The sequence below is a fragment of the Hydrogenophaga sp. PML113 genome, assembly GCF_001777155.1.
GTDB lineage: Bacteria > Pseudomonadota > Gammaproteobacteria > Burkholderiales > Burkholderiaceae_C > Hydrogenophaga > Hydrogenophaga borbori.
On sequence record NZ_MIYM01000008.1, the window covers coordinates 1 to 22,253 of the forward strand.

Sequence of the window (22,253 nt, forward strand, 5' to 3'; positions counted from 1 at the left end):
CGCGGTCAATCGCGCATGCTTATGGCTGTTCATCCGTTCTCCTGTCCTGAGTTGTTGCGGCCTGGTAACCACAGCTTCCCAGTTCCGGGACGGATGAACAACCTATTGAGACTTCACACCTAGGCCGATCCGGCGCCGGTCCGCCCCCCGCCGGATCGGCCCCTGCGGGGGCAGCGACCCGGGCCGGGGGACGCGTGGAGCTTCAGTTCGCCACGGTGAAGCGGCGCCGCCGGTGCTGCGGCTTTTCGATCTCGTCCGCGATGGCCACCGCCAGGTCGGCCACCGAGATGCCCGAGGGCTGCCCGCCCTGGCCGGGCAGCGGCTGGTCGCCGCCCACGCGGTAGCGACCCGTGCGCTCGCCCGGGGCCAGCAGGATCGGCGGCGACAGGAAGCTCCAGTCCAGCGCGGTGTCGCCGCGCAGGCGCGTGAGCAGGTCGCGCGCGGCCAGCGCGCCCTGTTTCCACTCGGCGGGGAATTCGGGCGTGTCCACCAGCTGCACGCCGGGCGCCACCTCCAGGCTGCCCGCGCCGCCCACGGCCAGCAGGCGTTTCACGCCGGCCTGTCGGGCGCCGGCCAGGATGGCGTCGTAGCCTTGGCCGAACAATTCGTAGATGCGCGGCTCGCTCCAGCCGGGGTTGTAGGCGCTGACGATGGCGTCGTGGCCGCGCACCGCGGCGGCCACCTGGGCGGCGTCCAGCACGTCGGCGCGCACCACCGCCAGACCGTCGCGGGCGGCGAACTTCTCGGGGTGGCGGGCCAGCGCGGTCACGGCGTGGCCGCGCGACAGCAGTTCGTTCAGCACGGCGCTGCCGACAAAACCGGTGGCACCGATGAGGGCGATCTTCATGGGGAAACTCCTGCGGGTTGTGAATGGCGGTTAGTCTCCTTGCTACACAAAAAAGCCACCAGACGGCAGAATCGGCATTCATTGTGTAGAAAATCTAATGAGTGAAGCCCAGGCCCTGGCCGACAAGTTGCGCCGCATGGCCCTGTTCGCCGAGATCGTCGACAGCGGCTCCATCAGCGCGGCCGCGCGCCGCCTGGGCAGCACGCCGTCCGCCGTGAGCCAGCAGCTGCGCCTGCTGGAGCGCTCCCTGGGTCTGGTGCTGCTGCACCGTTCCACGCGCCGGCTCACGCTCACCGAGGCCGGCGAGCGCTACCACCCGGCCTGCGCGGCCATGGTCGCCCAGGCCCGCAGCGCCGATCAGGCACTGGAGCGCCTGCGCGACGAGCCCGAGGGCGAGCTGCGCCTGGCCGCGCCCATCGGTTTCGGCGATCTGCTGGCCAGCGCCCTGGAGCCGCTGCGGCGCCATCCGCGTCTGCACCTGCACCTCTTGCTGGACGACACGCCCATCGACCTCATCGCCGAGCGCGTGGACCTCGCGCTGCGCGTGGGCCGCTTCACCGACTCGGCCCTGGTGGCGCGCCGCCTGGGCGAGCTGCAGCGCGTGCTGTGCGCGGCGCCGCGTTACCTCGCCGAGCGCGGCTGGCCGCGCGACCCCGGCGAGCTGGCCGGCCACGACTGGCTGGGTCTGCCGCCGCGCAGTGGCGCGGCGACGGCGCTGGCGTTCCAGGGGCCGCAGGGCGCGCGCGCCGAGGTGAGCGTGGAGCCGCGCGTGCTGGCGTCGCAGGTGACGGTGCTGGAGGCCCTGGCGCTCGAAGGCTGGGGCCTGTATGTCGGCATGCGCGACGACGTGGGCGCCGCGCTCGACCAGGGCCGCCTGGTGCCGGTGCTGCCCGACTGGCGCCTGGAGCCGGCCGCGGTGTTTGCCGTCACACCGCGGCGCGACGAGCAGCCGGCCAAGGTGCGCCACGCGCTGCAGGCGCTGCAGGCGCACTTCGGCGCGCGCGGCGGCTGAGCCGGTTCGGCTTCAGCGCCGGCTCACCAGCACGATGCCCAGCGCCACGCCCCCCAGCGCCAGCATCAGCCGCAGCGTGAGCGGCTCGCCCAGCAGCAGCACGCCGAACACCAGTGCGAACACCGGCGTGAGGAAGGTGAAGGTGCTGATCTGCGTGGCCGGGTAGTGGCGCAGCATCCACATCCAGGCCAGGTAGCTGGCGAAGGCGCCCACCGCCGTCTGCAGCGCGATCGAGCCCCAGGCCAGGCCCGAGTAGGACCAGCCCCAGGTCTCGCCCAGCGCCAGCGACAGCAGCGGCGCCACCGCGGCCGTGACGGCCACCTGGTAGAACAGGGTCTTCTCGGCGCTGGCCGTGGCGAGCCGGCTGGCGCGGATGGTCAGCGTGGTCAGACCCCAGAGAAGGCCCGCGCCCAGGGCCATGGCGTCGCCGCGCCACTGGCCGGCCCCGGGCGAGCCGTTCGCGAAGCCCTCGCTGAAGGCCGTGACCACCGCCGCGAAAGCGATCACCAGGCCCACCCACTGCACGCGGCGCAGCCTCTCGCTGGGCACCACGCGCGGCAGCAGCAGAGCCACCACGAAGGGGCTGGTGTAGAGGAACACCGTGAGCCGCGAGGCCGAGGTGAGCTGCAGGCCCAGGTAGATGAAGCTGAACTCGCCCGCGAACAGCAGGCCCGCCAGCAGGCCGGCCTTGAGCGTGCTGTCGCGCTGGAACAGCGGCACGCCGCGCGCGCGGCACCACAGCCACAGCAGCAGCGTGGCGCCCCAGAAACGCAGGCTGGCCTGCCACAGCGGTGGCACCTCGGCCACGGCCACCTTGATCAGGATCTGCTGGAAACCCCAGAACGCGCAGCACGCCACCAGCAGCGTGATGGCGAGGGAATCGAGGTGGGTCTTGCGAACGGGGGGCGTGGCGGGCGGCATGGCCGGTGATTGTGCGGGGCGCCGCGCGGCGCGCGTGTCGCAGGGGTTCTGCGCTCAGCGCGGCTGCGCCAGGCGCTTGAGCTGGGTCTTCAGGCGCTGCACTTCGGTGGCCGACAACTCGGCGAGCATGGCGGCCTCGTGCGCGCGGGCGCGGCGCAGCAGCGGCGCCACCTTCTTCTGGCCGGCGGGCGTGATGGACACCAGCGTGCGGCGCTGGTCCGCGGGGTCGTCGTGCAGGGCCACCCAGCCCTGCGCGACCAAGCGCTGCAGCAGCTTGGTGACGGTGGGCTGCTGACTCAGCACCTCGTGCGCCAGCTGGCCCACGGCCATGGGCGATTCGCCGCTGAGCACCGCCAGCACGCGCCACTCCAGCGAGCCCAGGCCGGCCTCGCGCACCTGGGCGTCGAACTCCTTGAAGAGGGCGTGGTTGGCCTGGCCGAGCAGGTAGCCCAGATAGTCGTCGGTGAAACGTGTGCCCCCACGCTCCGCCGCCTCGCGGGTCGCTGCCCCTCGGGGGGGCTGATCCGTATTGGGGCGGCCCGGCGGCGGATCGCGCCGCTCCTTCACAGCGGGTGCTCCGCGTAGAAGCGCCCGCCGTGGAACAGCAGCGGCGAGGCGCCGGGCCGGTGGCTGCAGCGCTCCACTTCGCCGACGAAGATCACGTGATCGCCCTCGGTGTACTGGCTGCGGTTGAAGCACTCGAACACGGCGGCCGCGCCGTCGAGCAACGGCGCGCCATGGCCGCCTTCGCTGAAGGCCACGCCGTTCCAGCGGTCGATGCCGCGCGCCGCGAAACGCTCGGCCAGGGCCTGCTGGTCGGCCGCGAGCACATTGATGGCGTAGTGCGAGCCGTTGCGGAAGAAGGCCATGGAGCCCGCGTGGTGCGCCAGGCTCCACAGCACCAGCGGCGGCGACAGCGAAACCGAGTTGAAGGAGTTCGCGGTGAGGCCGATGAGCGCGCCATCGGGCGCGCGCGCGGTGACGATGGTCACGCCGGTGGCGAACATGCCCAGCGAGGCGCGGAACTCATGCGCCGAGAAATCGGGGGGGCGGGCCGCGTGGCCAGCCTGACGGGCGGGGGACATGGGGCGCAATTTACATGAATTTTCATGAATAATGGGCCGCCCGCGAATCCCACCCCGACAAAAAAGGAGACCCGATGCTGCAGGAGCGGATCGAACCCGCCTGGATCGACGCCTTCGAGGCCCTGCTCAGGCGCTGCGCCCTGCAGCCGGGCGAGGTGGTCGCCATCCTGGGCGAAACGCAGAGCCGGCCGGTGCTGGTCGAGCTGGCGCACCTGGCGGCCGCGCGCCTGGGCGCGCGCTGCTTCCGGCTGACGCTGCCCTCCGTGTTCAGCGGCGACGCGCCGGTGCAGCGCTCCACCGGCGCCAGCCCGGCCATCCAGCAGCTGCAGCCGGTGATCGCCGCGCTCGCGGGCAGCCAACTCGTGATCGACTGCACCGCCGAGGGCCTGATGCACGCGCCCGAGTTGCCGGCCATCCTGCAGGGCAATGGCCAGACGCAGCCGCGCGTGGTCTACGTGAGCGACGAGCACCCCGAGGCCCTGATGCGCCTGCTGCCCGACGAGGCCACCGAGGCGCGCGTGAAGGCGCACCTCAAGCGCCTGCGTGGCGCCAAGCGCTTGCGCGTCACCTCGGCCGCCGGCACCGACCTGCACGTCGACCTCGCCGGCGCCGTGCTCGGTGGCAACTGGGGCAGCACCACGCGGCCCGGCACGCTCACGCACTGGCCGGGCGGCATGGTGCTGGGCTTTCCCGCGCGCGGCACCGTCAACGGCACCCTGGTGCTGGCCGAGGGCGACGTGAACCTCACCTTCAAGCGCTACATCGAGCGCCCCATCGCGCTGCGCATCGAGGCCGACACGGTCACGCGCATCGAGGGCAGCGGCGTCGACGCCGAACTGCTGCGCGGCCACTACGCCGCCTGGGGCGAGCCCGAGGCCTACGCCGTGAGCCACGTGGGCTATGGCCTCAATCCCAAGGCGCGCTGGGACAGCATGGCGCTCTACGACAAGCGCGACTTCAACGGCACCGAGCTGCGCGCCTTCGCCGGCAACTTCCTCTACAGCACGGGCGCCAACGAGGTGGCCGGGCGGCACACGCGTGGGCACTTCGATTTCCCGCTGCGTGGCTGCACCGTCTGGCTGGACGACACGGTGGTGGTCGACGCCGGCCAGGTGGTGGGCGAATGAACGCGCTGCCCACCTTCACCGCGCTCGGCAGCGGCGCCACCGTGCTGATGCTGCATGGCATCGGCGGCGGCCACCTGGCCTTCGCGCCGCAGGTCGAATCGCTGGCCGGCGCGGGTTACCGCGCCATCGCCTGGGACATGCCGGGCTATGGCCACAGCGCGCCCATCGAGCCCTACACCTTCAAGGGCCTGGCGCAGAGCTGCGTGAACCTCATCGACGCCCTGCAGTGTGAGAGCGTGGTGCTGGTGGGCCACAGCATGGGCGGCATGGTCGCGCAGGAGGTGATCGCGCGCCGGCCCGACAAGGTCAGCCGGCTGGTGCTCGCGGGCACCTCGGCCGCCTTCGGCAAGCGCACCGACGGCCGCGACGCCGAGACCTGGGCGCGCCAGTTCGTCGCCCAGCGCACCGCGCCGCTGGACGCGGGCAAGAGCATGGCCGAGGTGGCCCAGGTGCTGGTGCCGCAGATGGCCGGCCCCGGCGCGCTGCCCGAGGGCCTGCGCCTGGCCGAGCACTGCATGGGCGGCGTGCCCGCCGCCACCTACCGCCGCGCGCTGGACTGCCTGGTCACCTTCGACCGCCAGGCCGCGCTGCGCGACATCCGCGTGCCCACGCTGCTCATCGGCGGCGAGTTCGACCGCGTGGCCGCGCCGTCGGTGATGAAGCAGATGGCCGAGGCCATCCCGAACGCGCGCTACGCCGAGCTCAAGGGCATCGGCCACCTCATGAACCTGGAAGCGCCCGAGGCTTTCGACGGCCTGCTGCTCGACTTCCTGGCCGAGCGCGCGCCCTCGCCGGCGGGCGACTTGCACTGACCACCCCATCCAAGGAGACCGAGCATGCAACGCGAGCCCCTGAACACCGGCCTGGACTTCACCCCCGCCGTGGGCGACATGGCCTTCACGCCATTGCAGCGCGAACTGCTCACGGTGGCGAACCGCCTGGGCCGCGAGAAGTTCGCGCCGCGCGCCGCCCAGTGGGACCGCGAGGCGAGCTTCCCCTTCGCCAACTACGAGGACCTGCGCGAGGCCGGCTTCCTGCGCCTGTGCGTGCCCAAGGACCACGGCGGCCTGGGCGCCGACTACCCCACCTACATGATGGTCGCGGCCGAGGTGGGCCGCTTCTGCGGTGCCACCGCGCTCACCTGGAACATGCACATCTGCAGCACCATGTGGACCGGCGTGCTGGCCGACGGCATCCCCATGACCGAGACCCAGCGCGCCGAGCACGCCGCGCGGCGCGAGCTGCACTTCCAGCGCATCGTCGACCAGGGCGCGGTCTACGCCCAGCCCTTCAGCGAAGGCTCGGCCGCCGCGGCCGGGCGCGCGCCTTTCGGCACCACGGCGAAGAAGGTGGCGGGCGGCTGGCTCATCAACGGCTGCAAGATCTTCGCCAGCCTGTCGGGCGCGGCCGACTACTACGGCATCCTCTGCACCGAGGACGTGGAAGGCAAGGACCCGGACCCGCGCGACACCATGTACATCAGCGTGCCCGCCACCAGCGAGGGCCTGGCCATCAGTGGCGACTGGGACCCACTGGGCATGCGCGGCACCGTCAGCCGCAACCTCACGTTCAAGGATGTGTTCGTGAGCGACGCCGAGCAGCTCATGCCGCGCGGCATCTACTTCGTGGGCGCGCAGACCTGGCCGGCCATGTTCTTCACGCTCGCGCCCACCTACCTGGGCCTGGCCAACGCGGCCTACGACTTCACCGTGAAGTACCTGCGCGGCGAGGTCGAGGGCGAGCCGCCGGTGAAGCGCCGCCAGTACCCCACCAAGCAGATCGCGGTGGCGCAGATGCGCCTGCAGCTGGAGGGCATGAAGGCGCTGTTCTCGCGCGCCATCCAGGAGGCGCGGCCCAACCCGGGCAAGGACGAGAAGCTGCGCCTGTACGCCGCGCACCACGCGGTGATGGAAGGTGCCAACGACATCGCGCGTCTGGCCATCCGCACCTGCGGCGGCCAGAGCATGATGAAGCACCTGCCGCTGGAGCGCCTCTACCGCGACAGCCGCTGCGGCTCGCTCATGCTGCCCTGGACGGCCGAGCTCATCGTCGACCGCATGGGGCGCGAGACGCTTTACGAACCGGGCGAGAAGGACGCCTGAGCCGGCGCGCCGCGCGCCGCCCGCGCGGCCTCCATGCCATGGAAGCCGAAGGCCATGGCCGGGCGTTCGCCGCTGATGAGTTCGGCCAGGGCCTTGCCCGAGCCCGCGCCGTGCGTCCAGCCCAGGGTGCCGTGGCCGGCGTTGATCCACAGGCCCTTCACCGGCAGGCGGCCGATCAGCGGGATGTTGGTGGGTGTGGCCGGGCGCAGGCCGGTCCAGAAACGCGGGTTGCCGCCCTCGGCCGGCAGGCGCGTGTCGGCCACGCCGGGGAAGACCTGCTCGATACGGCGGACCAGCATCTCGCCGCGCTGGCGCGCCAGCGGTGTGTCCAGCGAGAGGTCGAAGCCGCCGAGCTCGATGGTGCCGGCCACGCGCAGTTCATTGCCCAGGCGCGACATCGCGATCTTCAGGCTGTCGTCGATCATGCTCACGACCGGCGCCTGGTCGGGCTTGAGCAGCGGCAGCGTGGCGCTGTAGCCCTTGCCGGGGTAGATGGGCACGCGCACGCCGATGCGCGCCAGCAGCGGCGTCGTGTACGAGCCGCAGGCCACCACGGTCGCGTCGGCCTTGAGGGCGCTGAGCACGCCGGTGGCGCGGCTGCGCACGCGCACGGCGTTCAGCGCGCCGCCGGTGGCGTCCAGGTGTTCGATGTCGTGGTTGAACAGCAGGCGGGCGCCGCGCGCGGCGCACAGGGCGGCGAGCTGTTGCGTGAAGACCCGCGCGTCGCCCGACTCGTCGCTCTCGGTGAAGGTGCCGCCGACGATGCGATCGGCAAAGGACGACAGCGCGGGCTCGATGCGCAGCAGCTCCTCGCGCGAGACCACGCGGCGTTTCACGCCGAAGCGCGCCATCAGCTCGGCCGCCGCGGCCGCGCCCTCGAAGGACTTCTGGTCCACGTAGTAGTGCGCGATGCCGCGCTCCAGGCGCTGGTACTCAATGCCGGTCTCGCGCACCACGTCCTTGAGCGCCGCGTGGCTGTACGAGCCCAGGGCCACCAGCTGGGCCACGTTGCGCTCGAAGGCCGCGTCGTTGCACTGGGCCAGGAACTGCAGGCCCCAGCGCCACTGCGCCGGGTCCAGTTGCGGGCGGAACAGCAGCGGCGAGGTGGGCGAGAACATCCACTTCAGCGCCTTCAGCGGCGCTTCGCGGTTGGCCCAGGGTTCGCAGTAGCTCACCGAGATCTGCGCTGCGTTGGCGAAGCTGGTCTCCAGCGCGGCGTCGGGCTGGCGGTCCACCAGGGTGACCTCGTGCCCGCGCTGCAGCAGGTGCCAGGCGGTGCTCACGCCGATGATGCCGGCGCCCAGAACGGTGACTTTCATGGCTTTCTCCGAACAGCGGATCGCTGACCCCGGCAGTGTCGGGAAATCGCCGATTCAGGTGAAGCGAGATTCAAGCAAAATCGAGTTCATCAGTTTGACTGATACAAGATCGCACCCAGAGCCCCGCCCGACCGCCCGAAGGGGCTCGCATCGACGCGCATTGCGCGGAGGCCTTTGATGAGCACCTTCGACCCCGACGCCCTGGAATGCCTGGCCGCCATCGTGGAGGAGGGCGGCTTCGAGCGCGCCGCCCAGCGGCTGTCGATCACGCAGTCGGCCGTGTCGCAGCGCCTGCGCGCCCTGGAAGCGCAGGTGGGCACGGTGCTGATCGTGCGCAGCCGCCCCCTCAAGCCCACGCCGGCCGGGCAGCTCATGATCAAGCACGCCAAGATGATGCGGCTGCTGCGCGCCGACCTGGACAAGGACCTGAAGGAGCTGGCGCCCAGCAGCGCCGCCACCGCCCGCGGCGAGGAGCGCATCTCGGTGGCCATCAACGCCGACAGCATCGCCACCTGGGCGCTGCCCGCGCTGGACGGGCTCGCGCGCGAAGGCCTGCCGATCGAGATCATCACCGACGACCAGGAGTTCACCCACGAGTGGCTGCGCGAGGGCCAGGTGCTGGGCTGCGTCACCTCGCTGGGCCAGGCGCTGCGGGGCTGCCGGATGGAGCCGCTGGGCGTGATGGACTACGTGCTGATCGCCCAGCCGGGCTTCGCGCGCGAGCACTGCCCGCGCGGGCTGAACACGCAGAATTTCCACCGCCTGCCCTTCATTGCCTTCAACCGCAAGGACCACCTGCAGCACGCCTTCGTGTCCGAGGCCTTCGGGCTGCAGCGCGTGCTGCTCAAGCAGCGCTTCGTGCCTTCCAGCGAGGGGCAGGTGCGCGCGGTGCTGGCGGGCTGGGGCGTGAGTGTGGTGCCCTGGCTGTTGGTGCGCGAGCTCATCGAGCGCGGTGAGCTGGTGGACGTGGCGCCCAAGCACCGCCTGGGCGTGGCGCTGCACTGGCATTGCTGGAACCTCAGTTCCGATGTGCTCGACGCCCTGAGCGCGGCCCTGCGCGCGGCCGCCGCCCAGAGCCTGCGCCCACCGGCTTGAGGCGGGCGTGAAAAAGCCGCCCGAGGGCGGCTCCTTGGGATCGATCGCGCGGCGGATCAGCGCACGATCAGCACCGGCGCCGAGCAATGGGCCAGCACCTTGGTGGCCACCGAGCCCAGCACCAGGTTGCCCAGCGCGCCGTGGCCGTGCGAGCCCATGATGACCATGTCGAACTTGCCCGAGTTGGCCGTCTTGGCGATGACCTCGCCGGCCGAACCGGTCTTGTGCAGCAGCTTGGCCGTGATGCCGTGGCGCTGCAGGAATTTGTTCACCGGACCGGTGATCTTGGCCGCTTCTTCTTCGTAGTACTGGTTCGCCACGTCGGCGCCGACGGCGGCGCGCGCCCGCGGGGGCAGCGGCGACTGGACCGTGATCGCGCTGAAGTCGTTGTCGGCGCTGAACAGCTCGTCGTGGGTGGTCAGGTAGGCGAGCATCTTCTTGGTGTACTCACTGCCATCGACGGCCAGCAGGATCTTCATCGCGGTTCTCCTTGGGGTTCGCTGTGGTGATTGACGGGCCGAGTGTACGGGCCCCATCGGGCCGCGGCTTTGCGCCGGATCAAACGGGGCGGGTTTGCGGCGCCACGTCGACCAGGCAGACCGGATCGAAGGCGAGTTGTTCCTGCTTCTCGCGGTAGCCCAGGGGGTTGGCGCGGATGCGGCAGCGGCCCACGCGCACGTCGGTGGGGCAGTGCAGGTGGCCGTGCAGCCAGAGGTCGGCCATCGGGAGCAGGTCGTCGAGCGCGTTGCAGAAGCCGGCCGTGCCGGGCGTGAGGCCATAGCGCGGGTCGGCGCTGTGCAGCGTGGGCGCGAAATGGGTGATGGCCACCGTGGGGCCGTCGAAGGGCTCGGCCAGTGCCTCGCGCAGCCAGGCCTGGCACTCCAGGCCGAGCTCGCGCATGGCGGCGGCGTCGAACAGGCGGCCGTGGCGCCGGCCGGCCATCTGGCGCAGGTAGTGGTCGGCGGCGCGAAAGGCTTTCTCGCGCTGCAGCAGCGGCTCGCTGCCGGGCGGGCGGATGGCGTCGTAGTCGCTCCACAGCGTGGTGCCGACGAAGCGCACGCCGCGCCAGACCCAGGTCTCGCGCTCCAGCCAGCGCAGGCCCAGGCGCTCGCAGGTGGCGCGCAGGGCGGCGTGGGCCTCGTCGACATCGAGCGCGTCGTACTCGTGGTTGCCGGGGAGGTAGAGCACCGGCACCGGCCAGTCGGCGAAGCGGCGCAGGCCCCAGTCGGGCTCGGGCATGGCGCTGCCGTCGCGCCGCCGCTGGTAGGAGCCCACGTCGCCGGCCAGCACCAGCAGGTCGGCGCCGGGGGCGGGTTGGGGCAGGAAATCGCGGTTGGCCTCGAGGTGCAGGTCGCTCAGCAACTGGATCTTCATCATGGGCCGATTGTGTCCGTGCTCTGCAGGCCGCTGCGCGCGGCCGAGCGCGACACCGCCTCGCGCAGCCAGCGGTGGGCGGCGTCGTGCTGGCGCTGGCGGTGCCACAGCGTGTCCACGTGCACCTCGGGCACGGCCAGCGGCAGCTCGCTGATGGCCAGTTCATCCTCCATGCCGGTGGCCGACAGGAAGTGGCGCGGCAGTACGGTGAGCAGGTCGGTGGTGGCCACCACGCGTCCGGCGGTGAAGAACTGGTTGACCGTGATCACCACCCGGCGCTGGCGCGAGCGCGCGGCCAGGGCCTCGTCGACGAAGCCGAAGGGCCGGCCCGAGAAGCTGACCAGCAGGTGGCGCGCGGCGCAGTAGGTGTCCAGCGACAGCGGCTGGCCGGCCAGCGGGTGGCCGCGGCGCATGACCACCACGTAGTCGCCGTCGTACAGGCGTTCGAAGGCGAAGCGCGGCAGTTCGTCCTGTTGCTGCCGCGCGCCGAGCTCGGCGATGACGGCGGGGAAGTGCCCGATCGCCAGGTCCACCGCGCCGCTTTCCAGCAGCTCGCGCGGGTCGCGCGTGGTCAGGGGCAGCACGCGCAGGTTCACGCCCGGCGCCTCGCGCTCGAAGATGTCGATCAGGCTGGGGATCAGCTTGGCCGAGGTGGCGTCGGCCATGGCGAGTTGAAAGGTGCTGGTGGCCGCGGCGGGGTCGAAGGCGCCGGGTGCCAGCGCGCCGCGCAGCAGGTTCAGGGCCTCGCGCACCGCTGGCCACAGGGCCAGGGCGGTGGGGGTGGGTTCGACGCCGAAGCCCGCCCGCCGAACCAGCTCGTCGCCCAGCAGCTCGCGCAGGCGACGCAGGGCGTTGCTCACCGCCGGTTGCGTCATGGCCAGGTTGTGCGCCGCCCGGGTCAGGTTGCGCTCGGCCATCACCTCGTCGAAGACGCGCAGCAGGTTCAGATCGAAGGTGCGGAAGTTGGGTGAAATCATATATGCCGTGAATGGTATACATCATCAGAATAAAGTGGCGAGATATACGGGTTAACCCTATATTCCCCCTGTCCACAAGAGTTCGTTTCGTCCACAAGACGTGGTTTTCAGGAGTTCGCCATGAGCACCGTTCTCACCGCCCCCTCGCTGTCCGCTGCCCTGCGCGCAGACACCCCCACCGCCGCCCCCGCGTCCGAAGGCGCCCGCGGCCTGAGCGCCCTGCTGCTCGCCGCCGCCATCGCCACGCTGATCGTCGTGGCCGATCAGCTGATCGACACCTGGGCCGACGGCCACCTGATGCTGGCCTGGGTGCTGCTCTGGGCCCTGGTCTTCGCCGGCCTGGCCCTGTTCGCCGACAGCGCCCGCCGCGTGGCGCGCCGCGCCGTGGCCGCGCTCGACGACTGGTCGCGTTCGCTGGCCGAGGCCCGCGCCGACATGCGCCTGTGGGAAATGGCCCGCCACGACCCGCGCCTGATGAGAGACCTGATGGCCGCCCGCGACCGCGCCGAGCAGGAGCCGACCGCCACTGACTTCGTCGAAGCGCTCGCCCCCCTGGGCCTGCCGGAAACCGCCAAGGCCGCCGCGGCGCCGCAGGCCAGTTACTGGGAGCGCCTGGCCGCCAGCCGCGCCCGCTACGCCAAGCTGCACTTCATCTGAGCTGTCACGCGCCCAGCAAAAAGCCACCCCGCGGGGTGGCTTTTTCTTTGTGGCCGATCGGATGGTCGATCGGCCGGGATGGTGCTCAGGCCGCCAGGCGTTGCTCGATGCGCGCCTTGGTGTCCGTCAGCTCGCGCGGCAGGTGGTAGGCCAGCTGCTGGAAGAGCTCATCGTGCAGCTTGAGTTCTTGCACCCAGGCGGCCTTGTCGATGGCGGTGACGGTGCGGTACTGCTCGGCGCTGAAGTCCAGGCCGTTCCAGTGCAGGTCCTCGTAGCGCGGCGAGACGCCGAAGGCGTGCTCCACGCCCTGGCCCTGGCCTTCCAGGCGGTCGATCATCCACTTGAGCACGCGCATGTTCTCGCCGAAGCCCGGCCAGACGAACTTGCCGTTCTCGTCCTTGCGGAACCAGTTGACGCAGAAGATGCCCGGCAGCTGGGCGCCCCGGGCTTGCAGCTGCGCGCCCAGGTTCAGCCAGTGCTGGAAGTAGTCGCTCATGTTGTAGCCGGTGAAGGGCAGCATGGCGAAGGGGTCGCGGCGCACCACACCCTGCGCGCCGAAGGCCGCGGCGGTGGTCTCCGAGCCCATGGTGGCGGCCATGTAGACGCCTTCCGTCCAGTCGCGCGCCTGCGTCACCAGCGGCACCGTGGTGCTGCGGCGGCCGCCGAAGATGAAGGCGTCGATGGCCACGCCCTTGGGGTCGTCCCAGGCGGCGTCCAGCGCGGGGTTGTTGGTGGCGGCCACGGTGAAGCGCGCGTTCGGGTGGGCGGCCTTGGCGCCGGTTTCCTTGGCGGTCTGCGGCGTCCAGTCCTTGCCCTGCCAGTCGATGGCGTGCTCGGGCGCCGGGCCCATGCCTTCCCACCACACGTCGCCGTCGTCGGTGAGCGCCACGTTGGTGAAGATCACGTCCTTGTTCAGGCTGGCCATGCAGTTGGGGTTGGTGGCCGTGTTGGTGCCGGGGGCGACGCCGAAGTAGCCTGCCTCGGGGTTGATGGCATAGAGGCGGCCATCCGCGCCGGGCTTGATCCAGGCGATGTCGTCGCCGATGGTGGTGACGGTCCAGCCTTCGAAGCCCTTGGGCGGGATCAGCATGGCGAAGTTGGTCTTGCCGCAGGCGCTGGGGAAGGCGGCCGCCACGTGGTATTTCTTGCCCTGCGGGTTGGTCACGCCCAGGATCAGCATGTGCTCGGCCAGCCAGCCCTGCTGGCGGCCCATGGTCGAGGCGATGCGCAGCGCGAAGCACTTCTTGCCCAGCAGCGCGTTGCCGCCGTAGCCGGAGCCATAGCTCCAAATCTCGCGCGTTTCGGGGTAGTGGACGATGTACTTGACGGTGGGGTTGCAGGGCCAGGACGTGTGGTCCTTCTCGCCGGCCTTGAGCGGCGCGCCCACGGTGTGCACGCAGGGCACGAAGTCGCCGTCGGTGCCCAGCACATCGAACACGGCCTTGCCCATGCGGGTCATGAGCTTCATGTTCACGGCCACGTAAGCGCTGTCGGACAGCTCCACGCCGATGTGGGCGATCGGGCTGCCCAGCGGGCCCATGCTGAAGGGCACCACGTACATGGTGCGCCCGCGCATGCAGCCGTCGAACAGCGGCTGCAGGGTGGCGCGCATCTCGGCCGGGGCTTTCCAGTTGTTGGTGGGGCCGGCGTCTTCCTGGCGCTCGCTGCAGATGAAGGTGCGGTCTTCCACGCGCGCCACGTCCGAGGGATCAGAGCACGCCAGGTAGCTGTTCGGGCGTTTGGCCGGGTTCAGCCGCTTGAAGGTACCGGCGTCCACCAGGCCCTGGCACAGGCGGTTGTATTCCTCGTCACTGCCGTCGCACCAGACGATGGTGTCCGGCTTGCACAGGGCGGCCATGTCGGCGACCCAGGCGATCAGGCGGGCGTGTTTGACGTAGGAGGGGGTGTTGAGGGCCAGGCCCTGCATCACGGGAGAGTTCATCGAGTGACTCCAGAGTTTGATAACCGGCGGTCGCCCAAGACGGGGACAGCCGCGGGCAGCGGCTGTCGGCGTGGGGATCTGGGCGAGCAAATTCGGGTCGACTGCGCCGGCTGCCCATCGGTGGATGGCGGCAGCCCGGGCGGCCAGCGGGGCGGTGGCCTCGCGGGGAGGGGCGTCAATCGACGACTGGGTCGATTTTAGGATTTACCCCACAGGGTTACTAACGGGTTACATGCAAAACCCGCATGACGTGATGCAATTGACGGCGTTTTCGGCGGACCCAGGCGCCGGCGCCCACAAAAAAGCCGGCCCCCCGTGGCGGGCCGGCCCGGTGCCCGACAGGCGGTTTCAGGCCATGAACACGGCGATGAAGGCCAGCAGGAACATCAGCACGCCGCCAGCGAGGGGCAGCACGATGGGCATCAGCGGGGTGATGGCCTCGACCACGTCGTCGGTGTGCTCGGGGGTGTGGTGTTCTTGGTGGGCCATGAAACGCTCCGGTCTGGTCTCTAAAACACGCGATTTTAGGCCAAGAGGGCCCTTGCCCCCCGGCAGACCCTACAGCAGCGCGTAGGTGGTCGTGGCACGGCACACGCTCTTGCCGTCGGCGGCGCCGCGGATGTCGATCTCGCCGAAGGCCAGGCTCTTGCCGGCGCGGATCACGCGCGCCTCGACCAGGGCGTCCTGCCCGGACAGGGGCTTGAGGAAGCTGGTGTTCATCTGCACCGTGGTGCAGGGCCGGAACTCGCCGAACTGGCGGATCAGCGCCAGCACCATGGCGGTGTCGGCGGCGGCCATCATGGCCTGGCCGCAGAGCATGCCGCCCACGCGGCTGAACTGGTCGCTCTGCGGCAGGCGCAGGGTGACGGCGCCTTCGGCGCTGCCGTGGACCACCAGGCCCAGGGCCTGGACCCAGGGGGCGAAGTACTCGGCCAGGGCGGCCTGCAGGGTGCTGTTGTCCATGGCGCGCGATTATGGGGAGGCGCGCCCGGCGCCGGACGTCGCGCGCTTTACTGCTCGTGGGCGCCGAAGCCGGCGGCGTTGAGCGCGTCGATCACCTGATTCACGTGCTCGCGCCCGCGCGTCTGCAGCACCAGTTCGATCTCCACGTTCTGGGCCGCCAGCAGGGTGAAGGCGCGCTGGTGGTGCACCTCGTCGATGTTGGCGCCCGCTTCGGCCACCAGGGCCGTGATGCGGGCCAGGTTGCCGGGCACGTCGCGCGCGTTCACGGCGATGCGCGCCAGCCGGCCGGCGCGCACCATGCCACGCTCGATGATGGAGGCCAGCAGCATCGGGTCGATGTTGCCGCCGCTGAGCACCAGGCCCACGCGGCGCCCCGCGAAGCGCTGGGGGTGCTTGAGCAGGGCCGCCAGGCCGGCGGCGCCCGCGCCCTCCACCAGGGTTTTTTCGATCTCCAGCAGCATCACGATGGCCTGCTCGATGTCGCCTTCGTCGACCAGCAGCAGGTCGTCGACGCGCTCGCGCACCAGGGGCAGGTTGATCTCGCCGGGGGTGCCCACCGCGATGCCTTCGGCGATGGTGCTGCTGCCCTGCGGGTGCCGCGTGCCCTTGATGGCGTTGACCATGGCCGGGAAGCGCTCGGTCTGCACGCCGATCACCTCGATGCCCGGCTTCAGCGCCTTGGCTGCGGTGGCGATGCCGCCGATGAGCCCGCCGCCGCCGACCGCCACCACCAGGGTGTCGAGCTCGGGCACGTCGGCCAGCATCTCCAGCCCCACCGTGCCCTGGCCGGCGGCGATGGCCTCGTCGTCGTAGGGGTGCACGAACACCAGGCCCTGCTGCTCGGCCAGGTGGCGCGCGTGGGCGCGGGCTTCGTCAAGGGTGTCGCCGTGCAGCACCACCTCGGCGCCGAAGCCGCGCGTGCGCTCGATCTTCACGCCGGGCGTGAAGCGCGGCATGACGATGACCGCGCGCAGTCCCAGGCGCTGCGCGTGGTAGGCCACGCCCTGGGCGTGGTTGCCCGCGCTCATGGCGATCACGCCGCGCGCGGATTCCTCGGGCGTGAGCTGCGCGAGCTTGTTGCACGCACCGCGCTCCTTGAACGAGGCCGTGTACTGCAGGTTCTCGAACTTCAGGAACACCTGGCAGCCCGTCAGCTGGGACAGCGTGCGCGATTCCACGCAGGGCGTGCGCAGGACCTGGCCGTCGAGGCGGGCCGCCGCGGCGCGGATGTCATCTATTTGCAGCATCCGGCGATTGTGGCGCCGCCGCGTGGGAAAGGCCCCGGAACGCCCGTCATCGCGCCCTTCCATCGCGCATCAAGCTGCGTTATGGTCCGCCGCACAGGGGCCCGGCACCGTGGCGCCCCGTCACGCTGGAGGTTGTCGCAGGAGCCTGCGCATGAGCAAACGGCAGTTGTCACCCGGTCCCGCGGTCCGCTCGCCCGAGGCGCGCGCCTTGGGTGAAGGGCGCCTTCACGTGCCGCACGGCCTCAAGCAGGCGCCCGTGCTCGACCTCATGTGCTCGCACTTCGTGCTGACGCTGGCGGCGCGCCAAGGGCCGCGCTTCAACGTGCGGCGCGACCTGAACACCCTGCTCTCGCTGGCCGGGCGCCACCTGGTGTGGCCGCACACCGTGCTGCAGCGCCTGCGCGAGTTCCTGCAGCGGCGCTGCCGCGACAACGAGCTCTGGGCCGGCCACGACAGGCTCTCCACGGCCGCCTTCATGGACCGCTACGGCGTCTGGCGCGGCCCGTACGAGGAAGGCACCCTGTTCTTCTACCTGGACGAATACGCCAAGGAAGCGCCCAAGGACCTGCTCTCGGTGCTGGCCGTCACCGGCGACTGGCTGAGCCAGGCGCTCAAGAAGCAGAGCACCCTGGTGGAGAAGAACATCGACGCCCTGGCCGGGCTGCTGCAGCTCAACCGCGCCGAGCGCGCCCTGCTGCTGTACGGCACGCTGGCGCGCTACCAGCGCGACCTGCGCTCCATCCTGGTCGAGTTCAAGGTGAACAACGCGCCCGAGGCCTACGCCGCCATCGCCGACGTGGCCGGCGTCAAGGCCAGCGAAGTGGGCGAGGCCCTGCGCGCGGGCTCGCGGCTCGAGCGCATCGGCATGGTCGAGAACCTCATCTCCGAGCACAACATCACCGACCTCGCCGACCTGATGAAGGTCAGCGAGAAGCTGCCGCCCGTGCTGATGCGCGAGTACCGCTCGCAGAGCGAGCTCATGGCGGTGTTCACGCGCCCGGCGGCGCGTTCCACGCTGGCACCCGCCGACTTCGACTACGTGTCCGACGACGTGCGCCTGCTCAGCGGCCTGCTGCGCGAGGCCGTGGCGCGCAAGGAGGCCGGCGTCAACGTGCTGCTCTACGGTCCGCCGGGCACCGGCAAGACCGAACTGGCGCGCGTGGTGGCCAAGGCCGCCGGCCTGGAGCTGTTCGAGGTCGAGTACGCCGACCGCGACGGCAACGCGCTCTCGGGCCGCGACCGCTACCGCTCGCTGCAGATCGCCCAGGTGTTCCTCAAGGGCACGGCGCAGTCGGCGCTGCTGTTCGACGAGGTGGAAGACGTGTTCCCGCCGATCTCCAGCGAGGCCGCGCAGTTCATGGCGCGCGCCGAGCACGTGGCCGCGCCGCACAGCCATTCGGTCAGCGGCAAGGCCTGGGTGAACCAGGTGCTGGAGTCGAACGCCGTGCCCACGCTGTGGATCACCAACCGCATCGAGCAGATCGACCCGGCCTTTCGCCGCCGTTTCGCCTACCACCTGGAACTCAAGAGCCCGCCGCCCGGCGCGCGCGAGCAGTTGGTGCGCAAGACGCTGGAAGGCGCGGCCGTGAGCGAGGCCCTGGTGGGCCGCCTGACCGAACGCAAGGGCCTGACGCCGGCGCAGATCCGAACGGCGGTGCGTTTCGCCGAACTGGCGGCCGCGCCGGCGCGCGCCACTGGCCGCAAGGCCGCCGCGCGCCTGGGGCCGCCGCCCCTGCTGGACGAACTGATCGAACGCCAGCTGCGCCACGCCGACCAGGCCCTGGGCCGCGCGCCCGACGTGCTGCAGCGCCCCAGCGTCACGCAGTACAGCCTGGACATGCTGCACGTGGAGTCGCGCCACCCCATCCCGCGCATCATCGATGCGCTCAAGGCGCGCGGCCACGGCTGCCTGTGCTTCCACGGCGCGCCCGGCACCGGCAAGACGGCGCTGGCCGAGCACATCGCCCAGCAGCTCGGCCGCCCCCTGATGGTCCGGCGTGCGAGCGACCTGGTGAGCAAGTTCGTGGGCGAGACCGAACAGCACATGGCCGCCATGTTCCGCGAGGCCGAGGCCGAGCACGCGGTGCTGCTGCTTGACGAGGCCGACAGCTTCCTGCAGGACCGCCGCGGCGCGCAGCGCACCTACGAGGTGACCGAGGTCAACGAGATGCTGCAGGGCATGGAGCGCTTCGCGGGCATCTTCGTCTGCACCACCAACCTGATGGACAGCATCGACCAGGCCGCGCTGCGCCGCTTCACCTTCAAGATCCGCTTCAAGCCGCTCACGCGCGCGCAGCGCGAGACCATGTTCGTGGTCGAGGCCCTGGGTGGCCATGGTGAGCGCCTGGACGACGGCCTGCGCCAGCGCCTGGCGCGCCTGGAGCAGCTCTGCCCTGGCGACTTCGCCGCCGTCAAGCGCCAGGCCGAGATCCTGGGCGCCGCCATGGAGCCGGCCGAATTCCTGGACCAGCTCGAGGCCGAGCACCGCATCAAGCCCGAGGTGCGCGAGGCGCGCGGCATGGGTTTCGTGCACTGAAGTTCTCCCGCCCCAAACAAAAGGCCACCCGAAGGTGGCCTTTTGTTTCGCGTGCCCGGGGTTACCCCAGGGGCGCGGCGGCAGAGGTCAGTGCAACAGGCCCATGGGGCGGCTCGGCACCTCGTCCGCCGAGTAGTCGGGGTGGTTGTCCACGAAGTAGCGCAGCTTGGCGTCCAGGCGGCCCACGCGCTTGTTGGCCTCGCCCTCGTGGTGGTGCTTGCAGATCAGGTTGAACAGCTTGCCGCGCAGGAACCACAAGTCGCGCGGGGTGCGGCAGTTCATCAGGGCGGCGTGCAAGCGCACGCGCAGGGGGTCCTGGATGTCGGCCATGGCCGAGTGGAATTCATCGACGACATAGTCCAGGTCCAGGGCCAGGGTGTCGTGGTAGCTGGGGGCCCTTCGCTTGGACAGCCAGGGCAGGCGGAAAAACATGACGCGCTCCGTGCAATCGATTCGTTGAGACCGTGGAGCGGAGGCCGCCCCTTGCATGGAACATCGGCATGAGGGCCGTCGGCTTGAGCGGCGCATCACGTGCGACAGACGGTTGGCCGACGGGCGGTCGGCACTGTCACCCGATGGTTTTCGGCTGGGGCCCGCAGGACTTGAGGGCTCAGAGAAAAGCACTCACCACCTGGATGACCGCGTCGCCGTAGGCCGCGCGCTTTTTGAGGCCGATGCCGCTGATGCCGTCCAGGTCGGTCACGTCGGTGGGCCGGCGCTGGGCGATGGCGCGCAGGGTCGCGTCGTGAAAAATCACATACGCGGGCAGGTTGTGCTCCTTGGCCACGCCGGCGCGCCAGGCCTTGAGCGCCTCCAGGCAGTCGCGCTCGGCCAGGCTCAGCGGCGTGCCGTCGTCGCCCACCGGCGGTTTGGCGCGCGCGCTGCGCGAGCGCGAGGGCGCGCGTTCGGCCTGGATGCGCAGGCGCACCTCGCCCTCGCCCTTGAGGATGGCGCGCGCGCCGTCGGCCAGGTGCAGGGTGTTGTAGGGCGCGTCGTCCACGCGCACCGCCTCGATGGCGATCAGCTGGCGCAGCAGCGCGCGCCACTGCGTCTCGCTCCAGTCGGCGCCGATGCCGAAGGTGCTGAGCCGCTGATGGCCGTTGGCCTCGACCTTCTCGGTGGCCTTGCCGCGCAGGATGTCCATGATGTGGCCCGCGCCATAGCCGTGGCCGCTGGCCTGCTGCACGCGGTAGATGCACGACAGCAGCTTGCGCGCGGGCTCGGTGGCATCGAACAGCTCGGGCGGGTTGAGGCAGTTGTCGCAATTGCCACACATGACCCCCCACGCTGCGCCGCTGCGCGGGTCGCTGCCCCCCCGATGGGGAGGCGTTTCGCCTTGGGGCGGCCCGGCGGCGAAACCGGCGTGCGGTCCTTGGTAGGTCTCGCCAAAGTAGGCGAGCAGGCGCACGCGGCGGCAGTCGCTGGCCTCGGCCAGGGCGAGCAGGGCGTCGAGCTTGCCGCGCAGCACCTGCTTGAATTCGTCGGGCGCCGGGCTGTCGTCGATCATGCGGCGCTGGTTCACCACGTCCTGCAGGCCATAGGCCATCCACGCGTTGGCGGGTTCGCCGTCGCGGCCCGCGCGGCCGGTCTCCTGGTAGTAGCCCTCGATGTTCTTGGGCATGTCCAGGTGGGCCACGAAGCGCACGTCGGGCTTGTCGATGCCCATGCCGAAGGCGATGGTGGCCACCATGATCAGGCCCTCTTCGCGCAGGAAGCGGTCCTGGTGCTGCTGGCGCACGGCGGCGTCCAGGCCGGCGTGGTAGGGCAGGGCCTTGAAGCCGGCCTGCTGCAGCATGGCCGCCACTTCTTCCACGCGGCGGCGCGACTGGCAGTACACCACGCCCGCGTCGTGGCCCTGGGCGTTGCTGTGCTCGTCGCGGATGAAACGCTGCAGCTGGGCCGTGGCGTCCTTCTTCTCGACCAGCTGGTAGCGGATGTTGGGGCGGTCGAAACTGCTGATGAAGGTGCGCGCGTCCTGCAGCTGCAGGCGCTCCACGATGTCGGCGCGCGTGAGCGCGTCGGCCGTGGCGGTGAGCGCGATGCGCGGCACGCCGGCGAAGCGCTCGGGCAGCACCGCGAGCTCGCGGTATTCGGGGCGGAAGTCATGGCCCCACTGGCTCACGCAGTGCGCCTCGTCGATGGCGAACAGCGACAGCCGGCCCTGCGCGTGCAGGCTCTCCAGCATGGCCTGGCAGCGCGCGGTGAGCAGCCGCTCGGGCGCCACGTAGAGCAGGGTGAGGTCGCCGCGGCGCAGCTGCTGTTCGATGCGCTGGGCCTCCTCCAGCGAGAGGCTGCTGTTGAGGTAGGCCGCACTCACGCCGGCCTCGGTTAGCGCGCCCACCTGGTCGTGCATCAGCGCGATCAGCGGCGACACCACCACCGCCACACCGTGCCCGCCCTGGGCGCGCACGATGGCTGGTATCTGGTAGCACAGCGACTTGCCGCCACCGGTGGGCATCAGGACCAGGGCGTCGCCGCCCTCGCTGACGTGGCTGACGATCTGCGCCTGCGGGCCGCGGAAGGCCTCGTAGCCGAAGACCGACTGCAGCACCTCGACGCAGGCCTCCAGCGTCTCGGCGCCGGCGGCGACGTCGATCACATCTGTTCCCACGGCAGCCCGTCGTGGCGCCAGCCGTTCACGGTGGAGCGCTTGAAGTGTTCGTTGAGCTCGCCCTCGAAGCCGTGCAGCACGTGGGCGACCTCGCTGAAGCCCGCGGCCTCCAGCGCCTTGCCGGCGTCCAGCGTGCGCTTGCCGCTGCGGCAGATCAGCAGGATCGGCCGCGCCTTGTCGCCGGCCTCGCGGGCCACGGCCTCGGCGAAGCGCGCCGGATCGGGCGTGAGGTCGGGGTATTCGTACCAGGGGATGTTCTCGACACCGGGCGGGCGGCCCACGTAGAGCGATTCGATCTCCATGCGCACGTCCACGAACAGCGGCGGGTCCTGGCCCAGCGCGGCGCGGCGCGCGGTTTCGGCCTGGAGCCAGGTCCAGGCTTCCTGGGGGGACAGGTGTTTCATGGGCGCGTATTGTCGGCCATGCCACGCCCTTGCC

The 22,253-nt window shown here is 70.8% G+C and carries 22 protein-coding genes; 7 read left to right on the plus strand and 15 right to left on the minus strand.

Features of this window, described 5'->3' with window-relative positions; translation table 11 throughout:
• Positions 1-202: 202 nt before the first annotated feature.
• The gene (locus BHU06_RS15545; protein WP_070400127.1) at positions 203-847 is read right to left on the minus strand and encodes an NAD(P)-dependent oxidoreductase; all 645 of its coding nucleotides are present in this window, start codon (positions 845-847) and stop codon (positions 203-205) included.
• Between the two features lie 97 nt (positions 848-944).
• Here BHU06_RS15545 and BHU06_RS15550 point away from each other — a divergent pair, with 97 nt between their 5' ends.
• Positions 945-1,859 (plus strand): LysR family transcriptional regulator, encoded by a 915-nt coding sequence (locus tag BHU06_RS15550; RefSeq protein ID WP_070400128.1) that lies wholly within the window; start codon positions 945-947, stop codon positions 1,857-1,859.
• A 12-nt stretch (positions 1,860-1,871) separates the two neighbouring features.
• On the opposite strand, the gene BHU06_RS15555 is transcribed toward BHU06_RS15550, so the two are convergent.
• Genes BHU06_RS15555 through BHU06_RS15565 form a run of 3 tightly spaced genes read right to left on the minus strand, consistent with a single transcriptional unit; the run spans position 1,872 to position 3,865 of the window.
• Complete coding sequence (locus BHU06_RS15555; RefSeq protein WP_070400129.1) at positions 1,872-2,780, minus strand: DMT family transporter; 909 nt, start codon at positions 2,778-2,780, stop codon at positions 1,872-1,874.
• Positions 2,781-2,834: 54 nt separating this feature from the next.
• Entirely contained in the window at positions 2,835-3,347 is a 513-nt protein-coding gene (locus BHU06_RS15560) for a MarR family winged helix-turn-helix transcriptional regulator (RefSeq protein ID WP_083293265.1), read from the minus strand.
• The gene (locus tag BHU06_RS15565; protein ID WP_070400130.1) at positions 3,344-3,865 is read right to left on the minus strand and encodes a flavin reductase family protein; all 522 of its coding nucleotides are present in this window, start codon (positions 3,863-3,865) and stop codon (positions 3,344-3,346) included. The genes BHU06_RS15560 and BHU06_RS15565 overlap by 4 nt, the downstream gene beginning before the upstream one ends.
• A gap of 74 nt (positions 3,866-3,939) precedes the next feature.
• On the opposite strand from BHU06_RS15565, the gene BHU06_RS15570 reads away from it, so the two are divergent.
• Genes BHU06_RS15570 through BHU06_RS15580 form a run of 3 tightly spaced genes read left to right on the plus strand, consistent with a single transcriptional unit; the run spans position 3,940 to position 7,094 of the window.
• Positions 3,940-4,992 (plus strand): peptidase M29, encoded by a 1,053-nt coding sequence (locus BHU06_RS15570; protein WP_070400131.1) that lies wholly within the window; start codon positions 3,940-3,942, stop codon positions 4,990-4,992.
• Positions 4,989-5,804: an alpha/beta fold hydrolase gene (locus BHU06_RS15575; protein ID WP_070400132.1), complete on the plus strand. Its 816-nt coding sequence runs from the start codon at positions 4,989-4,991 to the stop codon at positions 5,802-5,804. Before BHU06_RS15570 ends, BHU06_RS15575 begins: the two co-directional genes overlap by 4 nt.
• Positions 5,805-5,843: 39 nt before the next feature.
• A complete protein-coding gene (locus tag BHU06_RS15580; RefSeq protein ID WP_070400315.1) occupies positions 5,844-7,094 on the plus strand; it encodes an acyl-CoA dehydrogenase family protein in 1,251 nt (416 codons plus the stop codon).
• Here BHU06_RS15580 and BHU06_RS15585 read toward each other — a convergent pair.
• On the minus strand, positions 7,067-8,413 hold the full coding sequence (locus BHU06_RS15585; protein WP_070400133.1) for a D-amino acid dehydrogenase: 1,347 nt from the start codon (positions 8,411-8,413) through the stop codon (positions 7,067-7,069). The two genes, BHU06_RS15580 and BHU06_RS15585, sit on opposite strands and share 28 nt — an antisense overlap.
• Before the next feature lie 177 nt (positions 8,414-8,590).
• On the opposite strand from BHU06_RS15585, the gene BHU06_RS15590 reads away from it, so the two are divergent.
• Positions 8,591-9,508 carry a LysR family transcriptional regulator ArgP gene (locus BHU06_RS15590; RefSeq protein ID WP_070400134.1) on the plus strand — a complete coding sequence of 306 codons (918 nt, stop codon included), beginning with the start codon at positions 8,591-8,593 and terminating at the stop codon, positions 9,506-9,508.
• Between the two features lie 56 nt (positions 9,509-9,564).
• Here the strand turns inward: BHU06_RS15590 and BHU06_RS15595 are convergent, their stop codons facing one another.
• The 3 genes from BHU06_RS15595 to BHU06_RS15605 all read right to left on the minus strand — a co-directional run bounded on the left by BHU06_RS15595 (position 9,565) and on the right by BHU06_RS15605 (position 11,859).
• Entirely contained in the window at positions 9,565-9,987 is a 423-nt protein-coding gene (locus BHU06_RS15595) for a universal stress protein (RefSeq protein ID WP_070400135.1), read from the minus strand.
• 79 nt (positions 9,988-10,066) lie between these two features.
• Positions 10,067-10,882: a metallophosphoesterase gene (locus tag BHU06_RS15600; RefSeq protein ID WP_070400316.1), complete on the minus strand. Its 816-nt coding sequence runs from the start codon at positions 10,880-10,882 to the stop codon at positions 10,067-10,069.
• The gene (locus BHU06_RS15605) at positions 10,882-11,859 is read right to left on the minus strand and encodes a LysR family transcriptional regulator (protein WP_070400136.1); all 978 of its coding nucleotides are present in this window, start codon (positions 11,857-11,859) and stop codon (positions 10,882-10,884) included. Before BHU06_RS15605 ends, BHU06_RS15600 begins: the two co-directional genes overlap by 1 nt.
• A gap of 120 nt (positions 11,860-11,979) precedes the next feature.
• On the opposite strand from BHU06_RS15605, the gene BHU06_RS15610 reads away from it, so the two are divergent.
• Positions 11,980-12,516 carry a hypothetical protein gene (locus BHU06_RS15610; protein ID WP_070400137.1) on the plus strand — a complete coding sequence of 179 codons (537 nt, stop codon included), beginning with the start codon at positions 11,980-11,982 and terminating at the stop codon, positions 12,514-12,516.
• A gap of 85 nt (positions 12,517-12,601) precedes the next feature.
• Here the strand turns inward: BHU06_RS15610 and BHU06_RS15615 are convergent, their stop codons facing one another.
• From BHU06_RS15615 to BHU06_RS15625, 4 genes are all read right to left on the minus strand, one after another.
• Positions 12,602-14,458: a phosphoenolpyruvate carboxykinase (GTP) gene (locus tag BHU06_RS15615; protein ID WP_070400138.1), complete on the minus strand. Its 1,857-nt coding sequence runs from the start codon at positions 14,456-14,458 to the stop codon at positions 12,602-12,604.
• Between the two features lie 348 nt (positions 14,459-14,806).
• The gene (locus BHU06_RS22865) at positions 14,807-14,947 is read right to left on the minus strand and encodes a hypothetical protein (protein WP_175442869.1); all 141 of its coding nucleotides are present in this window, start codon (positions 14,945-14,947) and stop codon (positions 14,807-14,809) included.
• A gap of 69 nt (positions 14,948-15,016) precedes the next feature.
• Positions 15,017-15,421, minus strand: a complete 405-nt coding sequence (locus BHU06_RS15620) for a PaaI family thioesterase (RefSeq protein ID WP_070400139.1) — start codon at positions 15,419-15,421, stop codon at positions 15,017-15,019.
• 47 nt (positions 15,422-15,468) lie between these two features.
• The gene (locus BHU06_RS15625) at positions 15,469-16,668 is read right to left on the minus strand and encodes a threonine ammonia-lyase (RefSeq protein ID WP_070400140.1); all 1,200 of its coding nucleotides are present in this window, start codon (positions 16,666-16,668) and stop codon (positions 15,469-15,471) included.
• A gap of 151 nt (positions 16,669-16,819) precedes the next feature.
• Here BHU06_RS15625 and BHU06_RS15630 point away from each other — a divergent pair, with 151 nt between their 5' ends.
• Positions 16,820-19,204 carry an ATP-binding protein gene (locus BHU06_RS15630; protein WP_239478224.1) on the plus strand — a complete coding sequence of 795 codons (2,385 nt, stop codon included), beginning with the start codon at positions 16,820-16,822 and terminating at the stop codon, positions 19,202-19,204.
• An 87-nt stretch (positions 19,205-19,291) separates the two neighbouring features.
• Here the strand turns inward: BHU06_RS15630 and BHU06_RS15635 are convergent, their stop codons facing one another.
• The 3 genes from BHU06_RS15635 to BHU06_RS15645 form a co-directional block, all read right to left on the minus strand.
• The gene (locus BHU06_RS15635) at positions 19,292-19,636 is read right to left on the minus strand and encodes a hypothetical protein (RefSeq protein ID WP_070400141.1); all 345 of its coding nucleotides are present in this window, start codon (positions 19,634-19,636) and stop codon (positions 19,292-19,294) included.
• Positions 19,637-19,814: 178 nt separating this feature from the next.
• Positions 19,815-21,803, minus strand: a complete 1,989-nt coding sequence (locus BHU06_RS15640; RefSeq protein WP_070400142.1) for a RecQ family ATP-dependent DNA helicase — start codon at positions 21,801-21,803, stop codon at positions 19,815-19,817.
• On the minus strand, positions 21,800-22,219 hold the full coding sequence (locus BHU06_RS15645) for a rhodanese-like domain-containing protein (RefSeq protein WP_070400143.1): 420 nt from the start codon (positions 22,217-22,219) through the stop codon (positions 21,800-21,802). The genes BHU06_RS15640 and BHU06_RS15645 overlap by 4 nt, the downstream gene beginning before the upstream one ends.
• Between the last annotated feature and the right edge of the window lie 34 nt (positions 22,220-22,253).